Below are 18,739 nucleotides of genomic sequence, written 5' to 3' on the forward strand. Positions count from 1 at the left end.
ATTTGGCACTGAGGGATGTGCTGTGAGATAATAATCTGGGGATTATTGGTTTAATCAATTTTTTTATGTTGCTACGAATTAAAAACTGCATACCCTTTACTTTAATATTAATAAACGCAAGCTGACCTAGTAGGTCAAGCAACTTTTTATTTATTGAACCTTCTATTTATTCTAGCGTGGTAAATGCCATTTTTGCCTGATTTTTTATCCTTAATAAACGCTATTATGCTTGAGAAGGAACGTAAACCTTCTTCATATCGGCTTCTCTACATCTTTAACCGTAAAACATATAAAAATATAGGTTGTCATTATTATCTTCTATCTTACACGAGTACTGTTCACATGACAACACCTTCTGCTCGTCATCTTCTTCTATCTTACCATCATCTAACCATCCGGGGGGTGATAACTATGATGATCAACACTTTTTTAAGCGGATTACGCTGTTAGAAATGATGTACACTATCTGCGTCAAATAAAAATCGCCTTAATAGAATCTAACTCGTGAAACACCTCATTGAGTTCAAAAAAATAATTTTCAGCAAAATAATATACGTTTAAATTTTTTTCTTGTGATGTTTAGATAAAGAGCATAAAAAGTATTTTTTGTATTCAATAAAACTATTTTTTATCTACTTTATAAGAAGATCATGATTACAGTCTTAAGCATTCCTCTATCTAAAAAACCGCCTTGACTGAATCTTTCCGGGGATCTAAATAAACATTTAGATTAATGCTCAATGCCCGTGCGATACGCTTAATCTAAAACCATACATTGCTATATTAATGATACTGCGATTGATAATAACTCATAAATCTGCCAAAGGAATCAATACATGTGAGTCACAATGTTCATGCTTTCTTGAGCAACATTAACATGCCAAACGCGATCGATATCCACGCACGACATCATCCGCATTTTTACGTTTCTGTGACGAGACTCGATATGGGTTCAGAGAACGTCCGAAAATTAATTTTTATTTCTTGAGCAGGAAGGTTGATATTATGAATTATGAAGCTTCATAAATACGACATGGTGCATCTTAAGCATTTGGTACGTATCAAAATGTATTGACACAATCATTAACAGAGTGAAAAAATAAAAAGCCCTGAACCAGGGTTCAGGGCTTTTGACTATACCAAATAGTATAGTGTAAACGTAGTGAAGATTTTTTTACGATCTTCTTTGTTAATCATGCTCGTTGCTTATTTATGCCTGATTATTTTGCCTGCTTTACCCAGGCCCAGAGTATGACATATTAAATACCTGGCGGCTCCCTACTCTCACATGGGGAGACCCCACACTACCATCGGCGCTACAGCGTTTCACTTCTGAGTTCGGTATGGGATCAGGTGGGACCACTGCGCTAGTGCCGCCAGGAAAAATCGTTTCCTACACTATTTTTTTGGGTGTAGGCTATTCTTGCTTTACAGTGATTATCGTGACTATTCAAGTATTTCTGAAAGATCGCTGACATCTTTTTTTAAAAGAATTATTTCTATGCTTAGCAGCTATTGCATGTTTAGATTTTTGAATCTTATATGAGCGGCATACTGCCTTGAATTTTTTTAAACAGCTCAGGTGTTGTAAGGTTAAGTCTCACGGATCATTAGTATTGGTTAGCTCAACGCCTTACAGCGCTTACACACCCAACCTATCAACGTCATCGTCTTTAACGTTCCTTCAGGAGGCTCGAAGCCTCAGGGAAGACTCATCTTGAGGCAAGTTTCCCGCTTAGATGCTTTCAGCGGTTATCTCTTCCGAACGTAGCTACCGGGCAATGCCATTGGCATGACAACCCGAATACCAGCGGTTCGTCCACTCCGGTCCTCTCGTACTAGGAGCAGCCCCTCTCAATCTTCCAGCGCCCACGGTAGATAGGGACCGAACTGTCTCACGACGTTCTAAACCCAGCTCGCGTACCACTTTAAATGGCGAACAGCCATACCCTTGGGACCTACTACAGCCCCAGGATGTGATGAGCCGACATCGAGGTGCCAAACACCGCCGTCGATATGAACTCTTGGGCGGTATCAGCCTGTTATCCCCGGAGTACCTTTTATCCGTTGAGCGATGGCCCTTCCATTCAGAACCACCGGATCACTAAGACCTGCTTTCGCATCTGCTCGAGCCGTCACTCTCGCAGTTAAGCTAGCTTATGCCTTTGCACTAACCTCACGATGTCCGACCGTGATTAGCTAACCTTCGTGCTCCTCCGTTACATTTTAGGAGGAGACCGCCCCAGTCAAACTACCTGCCAGACACGGTCCTCGACCCGGATGACGGGCCTAAGTGAGAACATCAAACATTTAAGGGTGGTATTTCAAGGTTGGCTCCATGCGAACTGGCGTCCACACTTCAATGCCTTCCACCTATCCTACACATCAAGGCTTAATGTTCAGTGTCAAGCTATAGTAAAGGTTCACGGGGTCTTTCCGTCTTACCGCGGGTACACCGCATCTTCACGGCGAATTCAATTTCACTGAGTCTCGGGTGGAGACAGCCTGGCCATCATTACGCCATTCGTGCAGGTCGGAACTTACCCGACAAGGAATTTCGCTACCTTAGGACCGTTATAGTTACGGCCGCCGTTTACCGGGGCTTCGATCAAGAGCTTTTCGCAAGCGATAACCCCATCAATTAACCTTCCGGCACCGGGCAGGCGTCACACTGTATACGTCCACTTTCGTGTTTGCACAGTGTTGTGTTTTTAATAAACAGTTGCAGCCAGCTTTTCTCTGCGACTGGCTTCAGCTCATGGCGAACGCCTTTTACTTACATGCCAGCGTGCCTTCTACCGAAGTTACGGCACTATTTTGCCTAGTTCCTTCACCCGAGTTCTCTCAAGCGCCTGGGTATTCTCTACCTGACCACCTGTGTCGGTTTGGGGTACGATTAGATGCAACCTGGAGCTTAGAGGCTTTTCTTGGAAGCAGAGCATTAATTTCTTCGCCACCGTAGTGGCTCGTCATCACGCCTCAGTGTTAAGAATGAGCGGGTTTTCCTACTCACTCCACCTTCACGCTTGAACTGGGACAACCGGCGCCCAGAAAACCTAGCTTTCTTCGTCCCCCCTTCGCAGTCACACCTAGTACAGGAATATTAACCTGTTGCCCATCGACTACGCCTTTCGGACTCGCCTTAGGAGTCGACTTACCCTGCTCCGATTAACGTTGAACAGGAACCCTTGGTCTTCCGGCGAGCGGGTTTTTCACCCGCTTTATCGTTACTTATGTCAGCATTCGCACTTCTGATACCTCCAGCAGCCCTTACGAGCCACCTTCACAGGCTTACAGAACGCTCCCCTACCCAACGGACGTATCCTTAAAATGCTTTTCCATAGCAGCCGACCGTGTTAGGACTTTATGCGTGTTAGATGCACTTGCTGTCTAACATATTAAGCGTTTTAAGTGATACGTCCGCTGCCGCAGCTTCGGTGCATGGTTTAGCCCCGTTACATCTTCCGCGCAGGCCGACTCGACCAGTGAGCTATTACGCTTTCTTTAAATGATGGCTGCTTCTAAGCCAACATCCTGGCTGTCTAGGCCTTCCCACATCGTTTCCCACTTAACCATGACTTTGGGACCTTAGCTGGCGGTCTGGGTTGTTTCCCTCTTCACGACGGACGTTAGCACCCGCCGTGTGTCTCCCTTGATAACATTCTTCGGTATTCGTAGTTTGCATCGGATTGGTAATCCGGGATGGACCCCTAGCCGAAACAGTGCTCTACCCCCGAAGATGAGTTCAAGAGGCGCTACCTAAATAGCTTTCGGGGAGAACCAGCTATCTCCCGGTTTGATTGGCCTTTCACCCCTAGCCACAAGTCATCCGCTAATTTTTCAACATTAGTCGGTTCGGTCCTCCAATTAATGTTACTTAACCTTCAACCTGCTCATGGCTAGATCACCGGGTTTCGGGTCTATACACTGCAACTTAAATCGCCCATTTAAGACTCGGTTTCCCTACGGCTCCCCTATACGGTTAACCTTGCTACAGAATATAAGTCGCTGACCCATTATACAAAAGGTACGCAGTCACACCTCAAAAGTGCTCCCACTGCTTGTACGTACACGGTTTCAGGTTCTATTTCACTCCCCTTGCCGGGGTTCTTTTCGCCTTTCCCTTACGGTACTAGTTCACTATCGGTCAGTCAGTAGTATTTAGCCTTGGAGGATGGTCCCCCCATATTCAGACAGGATATCACGTGTCCCGCCCTACTTATCGAGCTCACAACAAGCGCATTTTCAGATACGGGGCTATCACCCTCTATTGCCAGTCTTTCCAGACTGCTTTCCTAATGCGTTAGTTGATGCTGGCTCTGGGCTGCTCCCCGTTCGCTCGCCGCTACTAAGGGAATCTCGGTTGATTTCTTTTCCTCAAGGTACTGAGATGTTTCAGTTTCCTTGGTTCGCTTCATCAGGCTATTGATTTACCTGAAGATGGTGTAACGAGTTACACCGGGTTTCCCCATTCGGAGATCGTCGGCTAGTAACGCTTCATATCAGCTTGCCGGCGCTTTTCGCAGATTAGCACGTCCTTCATCGCCTCTGACTGCCAAGGCATTGACCGTGTACGCTTATTCACTTAACCTCACAACCCTGAGCTGTTTTTGATACTAAGCTTGTAATCAAGTATTGTTAAATTGTCAGCTTATTCCAGATTTTTAAAGAACGGTATTTCGCAGCACGCTTTAAAAAAACGAGCTCAGAAATCACGTAACAATGGCGTCCCCTAGGGGGTTCGAACCCCTGTTGCCGCCGTGAAAGGGCAGTGTCCTAGGCCGCTAGACGAAGGGGACACAAAACGTCATATAAGAGGCGACTACAAGCTGCTTGCCTTGTGACGCCTATCACACCCAACCTACCCTATAAGTAGGTTGGTCAGCTCAAAGCTGAGGGAAGTAGAGCATGCTAACATGGGGCTCTACTACGCAAAACCTATACCAAAATTAGGCTTTTTTATTATCTAGCAAAATAAATTTTGCTGGTCTTCTACCGATGGATAGAAGCATATCACATATTTAATTTTTTGTATAGCCCCAGATGTTTTTTCTACAAAAATAATATCATCAAGGTGTTATTACTTCCCGCTGCAAATTTGGAATGATAACATAAGATGTTTCTTATGCGACACATGGCGCTGGTTTTGTTATTTAATAAATTTGACGATACTTGCTTCATAGTGTTGTGGTTTATAAAACTCTTAGTCCCTGCTCTTGTAATAGAGTCTTTACCATAAAATTTGCGTTAATCTGCACGACATGAATTGCAATTTATTTCATAGGTAAAGTTGTGAAAAACGCCCATTAAAGGCTTTATTTGTATTTTTTCTCTAAATTTAATAGGGCTGTCCGCTTTTTGATTACCCTTTGGGTATTAGTCTTACACCAAAACCTACTGTATAAGCAAGCGCTACTTTTTACCTATAAAATATATAATGACTACGAGTGATCACAGACATAGACTCAATTGTGATTATTGTAAAAAATTAAAGTCATTATAAGATTATGCATGCTTTTCTAAGTGATTATTTCTGTTTGTGTTATAGTAACCTATCGTGCTTTACTGCTTGTTGCAAGTTTTTTATTCATTAAAGTTACACTGCAAAGTAGCCACTTTTTTATGTTTTGAAGCGTAAAGATAGGCTTGACCCGTATTTTAAATATGTTTTTATCTTATTCTCAACCTTTTCATTAAAAAGGTTTTTAAAATTCTTCTTATCTAGAAGCCTCTTGACGGAAAAGTTTTTACGCAGTACATTAGATATTTTTCCATTTTTACTCTTAGGATGCTTTAACTTTGATTAGTAAGTGGATAAAAATTTTTTAAAAAGTAGGTGATTTGTGATAATTTAGACTATATACATTTTTATTACTTTTGTGTTTATGTTTTATTAGCTGCTAGCTTTTTTAGTAAAAAAGTTAAAAAAGAAAAATAGTAAATTAATTTTCCATTATCTGCGTTTTGTATACAATGTCAAGCTTTTTTAATTTTTCTAACTTTTTCTGTTGACGGGGCGTTTCATAGGTTAACAAACAACAACTTATGTCAATTAATTATAGGCACCTAAAGATGTGAAACAAGCGCTTTCTAATAATTGAACATTCTTTCAGTGAGTATTGTGGATGCACTCACGTCAATAATAAGTTTGTCGCTAACAGCGCGGCTCTTGCGGCATGTCTGTAGTATTAATCATTTTTAAAAATATTATTTAGTAATTTAAGAGCACAAATAACACCTTAGACATCCGCCACTCACCTACACATTATAGTCACACAGACTATCAAGCAATGATTGACAGTGTTTTAAACCGGAAGATAGCCAGATCCCCTTATGCCTAACGATGATGAAATGGTTATCATTTACTGATCTAACATCTGCAGTTCAGGTTCTAAATTTTAACTACACGGATGTTGATATTCAATGATCAGGATGATGCACGCTAGGATAGCGTGACGCTACTAAAATATCGCCACCATGGCTGGATGAGCTATGCTATGTTTTTCCTAAACCAAGCACACATTTATCGTCAGCTGCATCAGTCAATGGTTTACTAAGTTGCCCGATAGACGTGACCTACTGCATCCCGGTAGCGGTAGTGCATCACTGAGAGTCTTATAAAAAGCATCAGCATAAAGATACTGTTATATTTCATGCTTAAGACAAGCGTCAGACGCTAATTGCTTGATACGTCATGTTTTAGTACCCTACTGCCAGATTGTCAATGCTTCTTTAACACACACGGCCAGACCTGTGCAGTTCATCAAAGACCAAAAGCAGCATGAAACAATACATTAACCTTTTATGCTATCATAAATTGTCTTTTATCTCTTAATAAGGCAAGCATAGTCTCTACTATCTTAGAAGCATCTCTCAATATGTAAAGCAATCTACTCAACATAGTCCTTCAGACCCCTTTAGCGTAAGGATAAACATGCATGGCAAGATAATCAGCGCCCTCGTGATGGAAGACTCTTTTCATCAGTGAGAGCACTGTTAGGCTAAAATGTAATGTATATATACATTTAACCTGTCATTGACCATATGATCCCACAAAATAAGCAAACTCTGCTAAACTAAGCAGAGACTCTATGTCTATTGCCTTTGATTAACGAGCCTTGTTTTTAATCGGCCACATGCTTACTAGCTCTGGTTGGGACCAGAAAAATGGTTGCTAATCAACGGTAAACAAGTTAGGAATATAGCTCTAGATTTAGGGTTATTGCCGGTATTTTCTTAATAAAACTTGGAGGGTTCTATGGCTGTCGCTGCCAACAAACGTTCGGTGATGACACTATTTTCCGGTATGACCGACATTTTTAGCCATCAAGTACGCATAGTCCTAGCGGAAAAAGGGGTTAGTGTTGAAATTGAACTGGTTGACATGAATAATCTGCCGCAGCACTTAATTGACCTTAATCCCTACAGCACCGTACCGACGCTGGTTGATCGCGAACTAACACTTTACGAGTCCCGTATTATAATGGAATACTTAGGTGAACGATTCCCTCATCCTCCGCTGATGCCGGTTTATCCGGTAGCACGAGGCACCAGCCGCTTGATGATGCACCGGATAGAAAACGATTGGTACACCCTGATGCATAAAATCGAACAAAACCGAGTTAGTGAAATAGATAACACGCGCTGGCAATTGCGCACAGAGATCCTGGCTGCGGCGCCAGTGTTTAACGAAGCGCCCTTCTTCATGAGCGAAGAATTCAGCCTAATAGATTGCTATCTAGCCCCACTTCTCTGGCGTTTGCCGCAACTAGGCATTGAACTGGCTGGTCCTGGTGCTAAAGAGGTAAAGGGCTATATGACGCGGGTATTTGAACGCGATACATTCCTGGCGTCTTTAACAGAAGCAGAGCGCGACATGCGCCTGAAAGTCAGGGGATAAAGAAAAATGGAAGTGATGCCCTTTTCACCGCGCAGGCCTTACCTTCTGAGAGCGTGGTACCAATGGCTTCTTGATAATCAGCTCACACCGCATCTTGTAGTAGATGTCAACATTGATGGCGTGATGGCGCCAATCGAATGTGCGCGCTACGGGAAAATCGTGCTCAATATTGCACCGTGTGCAGTGAACAATCTATTTCTCGGCATCGATGAATTAAAATTCAATGCTAGATTTAGTGGGATGCCGCATAAGGTTCTGTTACCAATGTCAAGCATTCTAGCTATTTACGCTTACGAAAATGGGATCGGCGAAATATTTGAATCCGAGGTGGCATACGAGACGATGTCGCCAGAAGATAACAAAAGAGTTGATCACCCGAACACACCGCTTGCTATGTCAGTTATCTATGGCGCCCAGCCAGATCAAACGCCGTCGGATCTGCAGGAAAAAACACCATCCACACCACTAAAAGGCCGAGGCAAACCGTTATTGCGCGTGGTGAAGTAATGTACCTTATATCCCTTCTTTATGATAATGTGCTCGAGGCTTCTTACGCTTCCAGAGCCGGCACTTTATCCTGCAATCATATTATCTAGTCTGCTAATTATAGGGAAGAAGACCTGAACTTAATAAGAAACACGCCCGTTCTAATAAGAAAACTACTATGCGTTCTTAGTATTACAGAGATACGCTTTTTCTATGACAGACTTAGATAAAAGTGATTCTTTAGAGCATTCTGTACACCCTCCAGCCCTGGGGAAAAACATACGTACAGACCAGTTACGCGGCATTATATGTAATGAAATAATCGCGAAACCGTACGTCTCTTGACCCAAGATAGTATCAAGTCGAAACTGAGAAAGCATGTAGTTAAAGGTTGTGCATCTCTTGGTTGTAATCGCTGCTTAAGAGTGTCGACGAGAGAGTCTCACGTTCAGAAAACATTGATCTCAGTATTAAAATTAAACGCAAACATTACTGACGGATCAACAGACTAGTACCTTTCAGCCGGAGTCCGGTACTGACAATAATGCTTTTTCTCAGTTAGCACAATATTAGCCAACTCTCAGTATCAAAAAAAATTCCCCTGACCATATACTGACCGAAAGCTATTTCTCTAGTGAACACTCTATAGTAACGCATTAAACGTTGAGGTTATAAAGGGATGGGTTGAATCAATAACACTGCTCAGTGATCGTCAGATCAGAACACTAATTTCATAGTGACGTTATTCAAGTATAATAACATTAAAATTTACAATCACTCAACCAGTGATGTTATAAAATCTATCTCAAACATCGTAGCTCTATTCAGAACCAAGCTCAATATTTCTGTTATTCGCAAAAATGAAAGGGCTCATTTTTTATGAAGACCCTCATCGCCTGATTGACTATACTAAGTTGGCTATTGATTATTATTCGAATAATAAATAATATTTTTAAGATCTTACCCAGAGCGCTGCCGTGCTGTATACAGCTTCTCTTTCAACGGAGTGTGCGACATCCTTGCAAGGATAGTTAATGAGCAATAAAAACATAACCACAACAACGAGAAATCACTCATATGACTATTTTAGCGCTAACCATAAATTTTTTAACTAAAACCTGAGGTTAGTCAAGTCATCGAGCGTTAAAAACAGTAGAGTTTTGCATATGCCATATGGAGGTAAAAAGAATAACACGAGTCACTCTCTGTGCAGGTTTATTCTGCAGATACAGGACATTGATGAATACGGTTCTCTGAATTTAATACAGATGCACAGTAGCGCAATATCTAAAAAACATAAGCTAAAAGGAGGTTTATCTCAATTCTGCAGTGCCGAGCATAATGCTGAACGATCTCACGCTATCGACATAATCGCGTCGTGGTTAACAAAAAGAATCCGTAGAGCATTCACAATACCTAGTAAAAGGGCAAGCTGCATTACTAATGTTTGCTAACTGAAACTGTTACTTTTTAGATTTAAACACCACCCCTAGATAGTGCTCTTAATCTCGACAACAAGCAATCCTCTCTGGTACGTTGATAAAAAAAACCCTGGCAAGGCCAGGGTTTTTAATGCTCTGAAAAATAGAGAATGATTACATCATTCCGCCCATTCCCCCCATGCCACCTGCTCCGCCTAAGTCAGGTTTTTCTTCCTTTGGTAAATCCGTTACCATGCATTCTGTAGTGATCATCAGACCAGCAATAGAAGCTGCATACTGCAGCGCGGAACGAGTGACCTTAGTGGGGTCTAAAATACCAGTATCTATCATGTTGCCGTACTCTTCAGTAGCGGCGTTATAACCTGTATTACCTGTACCAGCCTTTACTTTATCGGCAATAACGGACGGTTCTTCTCCTGCGTTAGCTACGATCTGACGTAGGGGAGCTTCCATCGCGCGGCGAGCAACCTTAATGCCAACGTTTTGATCTTCATTGTCGCCACGCAATTCAGCAATGCTATTGGCTACACGAATGAGTGCCACACCACCACCTGCGACCACGCCCTCTTCAACTGCCGCACGGGTGGCATGTAAAGCGTCTTCAACACGAGATTTTTTCTCTTTCATGGCAACTTCGGTAGCTGCCCCTACTTTTATCACCGCAACACCACCGGCTAGTTTAGCCACACGTTCTTGTAGTTTTTCACGATCGTAATCAGAAGTAGCTTCGTCTCGCTGCTGGTTAATATGCGCAATGCGGCTATTGATCAACGCTTTATCACCTAACCCGTCAATTATGGTGGTGCTATCTTTAGTGATAACGACGCGTTTGGCATGTCCCATATCTTCCATGGTAGCTTTTTCAAGCTCTAATCCGATTTCTTCGGAAATTACGGTACCTGCGGTCAGGATTGCAATATCTTTTAGCATTGCCTTGCGACGATCACCGAAACCTGGCGCCTTTACAGCAGCCACTTTTACTATCCCACGCATAGTGTTTACCACCAGTGTGGCCAGTGCTTCGCCTTCAACATCTTCAGCGATAATCAATAATGGCTTCCCTGCTTTGGCTACAGCTTCTAGCATTGGCAACATTTCGCGAATATTGGAGATTTTCTTGTCGGCCAGCAAAATAAACGGGCTTTCAAGTTCAACCGTGCCGGTTTCTGGCTTGTTCACAAAATACGGGGAGAGATAGCCGCGATCGAACTGCATACCCTCCACTACATCGAGCTCATCCTGTAAACCAGAGCCCTCTTCGACAGTTATAACTCCTTCTTTACCGACTTTTGCCATCGCTTCAGCGATTAAGGTGCCGACGGTTTCATCAGCATTGGCGGAGATGGTGCCCACCTGAGCGATCGCTTTGGAATCCGAGCAAGGTACAGACAATTTTTTCAGTTCTTCTACTGCAGCGATAACCGCCTTGTCAATACCGCGCTTAAGATCCATTGGATTCATACCGGCGGCTACGGCCTTCAAGCCTTCATTAACAATAGATTGTGCCAGTACGGTTGCAGTAGTGGTTCCATCGCCCGCAGCGTCATTGGCTTTGGAGGCAACCTCTTTCAACATCTGCGCACCCATGTTTTCAAACTTATCTTCCAATTCAATTTCACGTGCGACCGTCACGCCGTCTTTGGTGATAATAGGTGCACCGAAGGATTTATCTAGCACCACATTGCGACCTTTAGGGCCTAGGGTGACTTTTACTGCATCGGCTAAAACATTTACGCCGCGCAGCATTTTTACGCGGGCATCGTTACCGAACTTTACGTCTTTAGCTGCCATTTTTATTTTCCTTACATTCTTTCAGTTTAGATAGTGACGTGCAGATTACTGCTCAACGACAGCAAGAATGTCGCTTTCAGACATAATCAACACTTCATCGTTGTCAATTTTCTCAGCTTTCACGCTATATCCGTCATTGAAAATGACAATGTCCCCAACTTTTACGTCTAGCGATTTCACTTCACCGTTTTCTAGAATACGGCCGTTCCCAACAGCCATGACGGCACCGCGAGTAGACTTGCCTGCTGCAGCACCAGTTAAGACTATGCCGCCTGCAGATTTGGCTTCAACTTTACGCTTAACGATAACGCGATCATGTAGTGGACGAATTTTCATTGATAACTCTCCTTTGAGAAAGTCAATAGCAGTTTTGGGATGAATGCCAAGCATGATGGCATACCTGGCTTAGTTAATGAACTAAGATGGGGGCGTTGAGAGAAGCTTCAAGGGGAGAAGGCCGTTTTTTTTTACTAACGGAATAGAATTCCGTCTATAAAAACTTTACATTATCTAAATCAAATGGTTATATTTTTCTTTCCATCTGTTTTGATCTCTCTCATTCTGGTGCGGTTTAGGGACCTAACGTTAACATACAGCACATGACAAAGCGCCCCCCAAAAATGTAAGCAGCAGGGTTGGTGGTGCTCTGAAAATTTAGCCAGGTTATGTGAGTTTACTGACTGCTAAATTTTTTTTGAAATCTTATATTGCAATATAATGAAGGTGTCATAGTGCTTATTGGAGAATAGAGATTGTGTTTTTCTGATATTGCGCTTTCCCGATATGTCACTGTAATAAAAAGCGTGCCTGTATCAAGCTTGAGTTTGCCAATAAACTATGGCCTCGTGATTCTAGATTAGATATATCTGCCATTCCCGTACGCCGACAGCGTACAATCTTTAAAAGTATTTTATTTTATCAATTCAATAACATAATCCAGTATTCTCAATATATAATACTTCAGCTAGATTTCATTAGAAAATGTGATATTCGTCATAATGAGCATATTCTAAGTAGCCGTGCAACAGCACAACATGCTGTTTTATTATTTAATGATCTAATGAAAGTCATTCATTAAATCATTTCATCATAATGATGCTGCCTTAGTGTACTGAACTAACAGTATAATAGATTTATATTCAGCGGGGTCTCATAGAACGCAGGACATGGATATCGTCTGAATGAGGCTTGTGCAGGGCCTAGAGAGATGATCTCAATGCTATTACATACGACTCTAATCTATTAGATCATGCAGTTTTTACATTCATAGAATTTGCCTGCCATAAAATGGCAATTAAAGACAGGGGCTGTTGTTAGTAAGTATTATGTTATGCTTTTTCGCAATATTGTGCTAACGCGCCTCTGTAAGCTCATCATGAAATTCGATGACCCTGCCCACAAACCACATAAATAGATGATCATTATTTTTTTCTGCGTCAACTTAAACACCGCTTTGCCGCCATGAAAATTATGACGCGTAACAATACCAGCGGTATTGCACTGATTGAGCATGTGGCAAACCGTAGCTCATGTCCTGTATCCTCTTTAATATCCATTTTTTATAAAAATTTTTCACTCTAACATAGAAGCATGCCGGAACTTGAAACACCTCTAGAATCTTCAGTCTAGGCAACATCACTTTCAAGCCGGCTTTTTTAATCTAATGCTCTAGTCAGTCATGCAACTTGAGTCCTGTTACTTGCTAATCAGGTGACCCCATAACACATCCTATGACAATCGTCGGCGTAAACATGTATCATTGCTCATTCTAAAACTCTCAGTCAAACATGGAAACGAGCATCATGTGTAGCTATAGTTAAGTTAGAAGTGGCGCTTATCTTTATCCTGTAAGGTTACAAATTCACAATAAGAGTTATATAACTATACTTTTAGCGCAAATAAGGTGTAAAAATATGACTATCACTTTAAAAGTGAAAAATGATTTCAGTATATAATCTGCTTTTTTAACTTGGAGAGACAATCAGCAGTTAACCCCCAAATCCATCTCTGCACGAACCTTTTGAACCCAGAGGTCAACACGTTCGGAGGTCATCTCAGGCTGTCGGTCCTCATCAATCGCTAAGCCAAGAAAGTGATCCGCGTCAGCTAATCCTTTAGATGCCTCAAAACAATAACCGGCAGTTGGCCAATAGCCAACCAGGGTAGCCCCACAAAATTGAATGATGTCCCGAAGGGTACCCATTGCGTCGCAGAAATACTCCGAGTAATCTTCCTGATCCCCGCATCCGAACAGTGCAATACGCTTCCCTCTGCAATCGATATCTTTTAACGTAGGGAAAAAATCATCCCAATCGCACTGCGCTTCTCCGTAATACCAGGTCGGGATACCCAACAAAAGCCGATCATACTGTTCCAAATCTTCTTTTCTGCTATGAGCGATGTCAAAAATATCAGCAACATCGGTACCGAGTTTCTCCTGGATTCTCTTAGCAATATTTTCGGTATTACCAGTATCACTGCCAAAAAAAATTCCTACATTCGTCATAACTATCAAAACCTCGCAATATTAAGGGCACACGCAATCTTCAACCGTAACCTGATAAGGTAAATGATAGAAGACCTCACTATCAGGTGACGTCTTCTAGAGACTGTTCGTCAAATCCGCTAGCGCATACCCGGCGCCTATCAAATGCGCAGTTAGTAATGTAATATCTATCCAATCATACTACAGCAATGAGATGTATGCTCACACGCCGCCAGTACAAGAAGCACTCAATACACTCACCTGGGGAAAGAGCGAGTTAATGGGTCGATGTATTTATACCGAACCACGACTACCTTGCGTTGACTGTTCATTAATGGAAAACAGTGCCTAGAAGGTTTCCACGCCACGTCTGGATAATCTATGTTCTTTTAATCTGCGCATATTATGGGATAGCCGGCAGTATACCTACCTGCTGGTAATATACCTGTCTCCCCCCTCAAAATTACTTCGGACACCAATGCAGATTAGTATAATAGTCCGTTGTTTTCCCTGGTTGCTATTTTGGGATATCTCAACTTAAGTAATGGGCAGGGTAAATAAGATTTATAGGATCTTATGCTGAGGGTTGTGTCATGCACTAACATGTCGCAGAAATCTAATGTTTAGAGACGCATTGGCTCAATTCATCACATGGCTAAAAGCACGTGACGTCTGTAAAATAACTACAGTTTATAATCATCCACAAGCCATGTACAACAAGGCACGGCAGTAGCACATCGCCCTAAAAAGTATACTGTATAAGAGATATGCCTTGGGGCTCTTTACTGAATGTAGATAGACGCCTCTATTTAGACGGGTCTTGAATATTTTTACGCAGGGAGTCCCAGTAAATCATGGTGATAATAATATCAATTTCTCTAAATCAATAGATTATTATTTCTTCGTGAACAAAACTGACCCCCCGATTATTAGAACGTAAAATCATGCAGTGAGAATACATGATAAGATGGCCCCGGGGGAGATAACGCTTATCTTCATACTGAGTCGTCATAAAAGATATAGGTTCATCTCTATTAATGAACGCAGCCGGTTATGATGATAAAAAATACCTTTTCGCTGCCTCTTAATAAGGAATAATCTGGAGAATCTAACCGAATAACTCTATTGAAGCGTAAAAATATAGTTCGTTCATCTCTGGCGAATCCTCATAGAAAGGGGAGACCCACCACGGTCATCATGGCGATCGTGTTACGGTGGCTTGTTTTGAAAAAAACAATAATCTATTTCATTAAAGAGTGCCTTCTCTCTCCATTCAGCAGTAACTGACACATTCAGTCATCAATGCAAAGACCCGCGATGCTTAAAAAAATTTGTAGTCAGGAGACTCATAGATGATGTTCAAGTTTGGCTTGACTCATAAAAATCATTTTTCCAAAAAAACACCAGCATGTCTTATAAATGAGCATCTCAATTTTATAATAATAAAACACATTTCGGTTACTTTATTACGTAAGTATCTAGGTCATGTTTTCGGCAACACTTCGATCGCTCAGAAAAATATATTAGTGATTTGCCCTAGAGAGTATAGTACTTTCAGCACTGCTAGACCTGCTGGAAAAGCAGAGCAAAACTGCATTTTTCTTAACAGGGCGCACGAGTCATAGCGAGACACTATCAAAAAAATATACAAAAAGTAATACTTTTCGATGCCAAGTCCCTAGCGTTATGGTGTAATAGTTAAACTTCACTTCCCACCATTTCTCGCCGAAAGCACCAGAGATGATGATCTTCTGGCGGCGATATAAAGATGCAGTAGACATATACCCGACTGGCACATGCCGGGTTCAAGAAGAAAGGCTATCGATGAGCTGGATTGAACGAATTCTCAATAAAAGTACGATCACCGCAACGCACCGCGCTAATATTCCTGAGGGCGTATGGACCAAATGTGATAGCTGTAGCCAGGTTCTTTATCGAGCCGAGCTCGAGCGAAATTTAGAAGTCTGTCCTAAATGCGATCACCATATGCGTATCACGGCGCGTGCGCGCTTAAAGTCTTTCTTAGATGCAGGCAGTGGGTCCGAAATCGGAAGCGAATTGTCACCGAAAGACATCCTAAAATTCCGGGACTCTAAAAAGTACAAGGATCGCCTAGCCGCCGCCCAGAAAACTACTAAAGAGAAAGATGCTTTGGTGGTCATGAAAGGAACGTTATACCGTATGCCGTTGGTAACCGCTTCATTTGAATTCGCCTTTATCGGTGGATCAATGTCCTCGGTAGTCGGCGCGCGTTTTGTGCGCGCCGTGGAAGGGGCCATGGCAGACGACTGTCCGCTAGTATTGTTTTCCGCCAGCGGCGGTGCGCGCATGCAGGAAGCATTGATGTCGCTAATGCAGATGGCCAAAACCAGCGCTGCCCTAGCTCGCCTGCGCGAGCGAAGGCTGCCCTACCTTTCCGTGCTGACCGATCCCACCATGGGAGGGGTTTCGGCAAGCCTGGCAATGCTTGGAGATTTGAACATTGCTGAGCCCAGAGCGCTCATTGGCTTTGCGGGACCACGTGTGATTGAACAGACTGTACGTGAAAAACTACCATCCGGCTTTCAGCGTAGTGAATTTCTGCTGGAAAAAGGTGCGCTCGATCTTATAGTGCGGCGCCCAGAGATGCGCTTGCATCTTGCTCGCATACTGGCAAAACTTACCCACCAAGCGGAGCCAAGGGATACAATACCGCGCGAAGATTCCTCCGATCCTATTCAGGACAATCGCCAGGATGAGTCATAGATAGGCCGTGACAGTCTTCTACCCCCTCCTATGTTCATGGTCGGGTTTATTGAGAACTGCATATAAACTAATGAAAAAAAAAATAAAACATCTTCCCGTCCCTACGGCCAGCTCGCCGCTGGCCTCCTGGCTGTATTATATTGAACACCTGCATGATAAGACTTGTGATCTAGGTCTGGAACGAGCAGGACATGTAGCCACTACCCTAAACTTACTAAATCCAGCGCCCTACGTCATTTCTGTCGGTGGTACTAACGGAAAAGGCACCACTTGCCGTCTATTAGAGGTCATCTTGCTAGCACATGGCATAAAGGTTGGGGTCTATAGCTCCCCTCATTTACTGCGCTACACCGAACGGGTGCGTATTCTAGGACGTGAGTTGACAAACGCTGATCATAGCGCCGCTATGGCAGTGATCGAGGCTGGCCGCGGACAAATGTCCCTTAGCTATTTTGAGTTTGGCACGCTCGCGGCACTAGAGCTATTCCGGCAAGCCTCGCTGGATATCGTTATCCTTGAGGTTGGACTAGGAGGACGTCTGGATGCCACTAATATAGTTGATGCCGATCTTGCAGTTATTACGTCCATTGCTCTCGATCACACAGATTGCCTTGGCACGGATCGCGCTAGTATCGCGCGGGAAAAAGCCGGTATCTTTAGGCGTAATCGGCCAGTAATTGTGGGAGAGCCAGATAGGCCAACGACGGTTGATTCTGCTGCAATCGATATCGGCTCTATTTTATACGCCCGCGATCGCGATTGGTGGTTTCAGAGCAACGGCCAGCACTGGCGTTGGTGGGACAGCGTACGTGAGCTAAAGACACTACCTCTACCTGGGATTCCTCTGGGAAATGCCGCCACCGCGTTAGCTGCTATTAACCGCTTATCATTCGCTGTTCCGGAAGAAGCGGTGCACCAGGGCTTGCGTATGGCAGAGCTGCCTGGACGTTTCCAGTGTATCAGCCAAACGCCTCTAACAATATTAGACGTGGCGCACAACCCCCAGGCTGCTGCCTACCTAGCCAGCAGCCTCAGAGTCCTACCCCGAGCTGGGCGGCTCCTGGCGGTCGTAGGCATGCTATCGGATAAAGATATTGCAGGTACGCTCGCTTGTCTGAAAAAGAAGGTAGATGTCTGGTATTGCGCATCTCTCGATGGACCACGAGGCGCCAGCGCCGCGCAACTCGCCGACCATCTTGACGGTAACTCGAAACAGTTCAATGATGTGATAAGCGCCTGGCGTCAAGCAAGAGCGGACTCTGCTCAGGATGATTGCGTACTGATCTTCGGCTCGTTCCATACCATATCAGAAGTCATGGCTGTAGCCGAAAAAGAAGACATAAAAACATAATGTGCCGAGCACCGGTATGCACTTCTGCCTGATGAGAGTATATGATTCTTCTTGCTGTGCGTATACTCACTAATAGTACTGATACTGCGTGGTTTACTAGACAGTAACAAGAAACGCTACCAGAAAACACGCGCCATCACTCTGCTGATGCCGCAACCTGAAAACCGTGATAGCCTCATAATATTACACCGCCACTTTCCCAGTTACTACTAAACTAATAGCAATCAATACAACCCATTACCCTTGACGGTCAACCAAAAGGCGCCAAGGGCGAATATAGCCTCGGTGGTACAGTTAGAAGCACTGAAAAACGTTGTAAAAGTCTTAGAAATCATCACTAAGATTCGATTTTTAGCTTATGTTATTTATCCCCCACCCTTAAAGACCCAGCAAAGGAACAGATTAGGTGAATATTTTTTGGGCCGTAGCCTCCAAGGAATAACTACGACCTTCGCTCCCAAATCTGGAGAAAATGTAGCGACATAAATAGGGTATTACATTTCTATAAATAAATGATACATCTTTGCAAGTCTGTCATG

7 protein-coding genes, 1 tRNA gene and 2 rRNA genes are annotated in these 18,739 nt (G+C 43.2%); 4 read left to right on the top strand and 6 right to left on the bottom strand.

The annotated features are described in order from the left end of the window. Positions 1-1,265: 1,265 nt before the first annotated feature. From rrf to A359_RS02520, 3 genes are all read right to left on the bottom strand, one after another. A 5S ribosomal RNA gene (gene rrf / locus A359_RS02510) occupies positions 1,266-1,381 on the bottom strand. Positions 1,382-1,589: 208 nt separating this feature from the next. Continuing rightward, positions 1,590-4,591: ribosomal RNA gene (locus tag A359_RS02515) — 23S ribosomal RNA — on the bottom strand. Between the two features lie 132 nt (positions 4,592-4,723). After that, positions 4,724-4,799 (bottom strand) — tRNA-Glu (locus A359_RS02520). Between the two features lie 2,459 nt (positions 4,800-7,258). Here A359_RS02520 and sspA point away from each other — a divergent pair. Together sspA and A359_RS02530 are read left to right on the top strand one after the other, a co-directional pair. Beyond that, the gene (sspA, locus tag A359_RS02525) at positions 7,259-7,900 is read left to right on the top strand and encodes a stringent starvation protein SspA (RefSeq protein ID WP_014888291.1); all 642 of its coding nucleotides are present in this window, start codon (positions 7,259-7,261) and stop codon (positions 7,898-7,900) included. A gap of 6 nt (positions 7,901-7,906) precedes the next feature. Continuing rightward, positions 7,907-8,407, top strand: coding sequence for a ClpXP protease specificity-enhancing factor (locus A359_RS02530; RefSeq protein ID WP_014888292.1), 501 nt, complete (start codon positions 7,907-7,909; stop codon positions 8,405-8,407). Between the two features lie 1,574 nt (positions 8,408-9,981). On the opposite strand, the gene groL is transcribed toward A359_RS02530, so the two are convergent. From groL to fldA, 3 genes are all read right to left on the bottom strand, one after another. Next, complete coding sequence (gene groL / locus A359_RS02535; RefSeq protein WP_014888294.1) at positions 9,982-11,619, bottom strand: chaperonin GroEL; 1,638 nt, start codon at positions 11,617-11,619, stop codon at positions 9,982-9,984. Between the two features lie 45 nt (positions 11,620-11,664). Then, a complete protein-coding gene (locus A359_RS02540) occupies positions 11,665-11,955 on the bottom strand; it encodes a co-chaperone GroES (protein WP_044104547.1) in 291 nt (96 codons plus the stop codon). A gap of 1,645 nt (positions 11,956-13,600) precedes the next feature. After that, positions 13,601-14,125, bottom strand: a complete 525-nt coding sequence (fldA, locus tag A359_RS02545) for a flavodoxin FldA (RefSeq protein WP_014888296.1) — start codon at positions 14,123-14,125, stop codon at positions 13,601-13,603. 1,803 nt (positions 14,126-15,928) lie between these two features. Between fldA and accD the strand changes: the two genes are divergently transcribed. Continuing rightward, a complete protein-coding gene (gene accD / locus A359_RS02555; protein ID WP_014888298.1) occupies positions 15,929-16,849 on the top strand; it encodes an acetyl-CoA carboxylase, carboxyltransferase subunit beta in 921 nt (306 codons plus the stop codon). Between the two features lie 82 nt (positions 16,850-16,931). Continuing rightward, a complete protein-coding gene (gene folC / locus A359_RS02560) occupies positions 16,932-18,200 on the top strand; it encodes a bifunctional tetrahydrofolate synthase/dihydrofolate synthase (RefSeq protein ID WP_044104732.1) in 1,269 nt (422 codons plus the stop codon). Positions 18,201-18,739: the final 539 nt, after the last annotated feature.

Source organism: secondary endosymbiont of Ctenarytaina eucalypti, from assembly GCF_000287335.1.
In the GTDB taxonomy this organism is placed as follows: Bacteria; Pseudomonadota; Gammaproteobacteria; order Enterobacterales; family Enterobacteriaceae.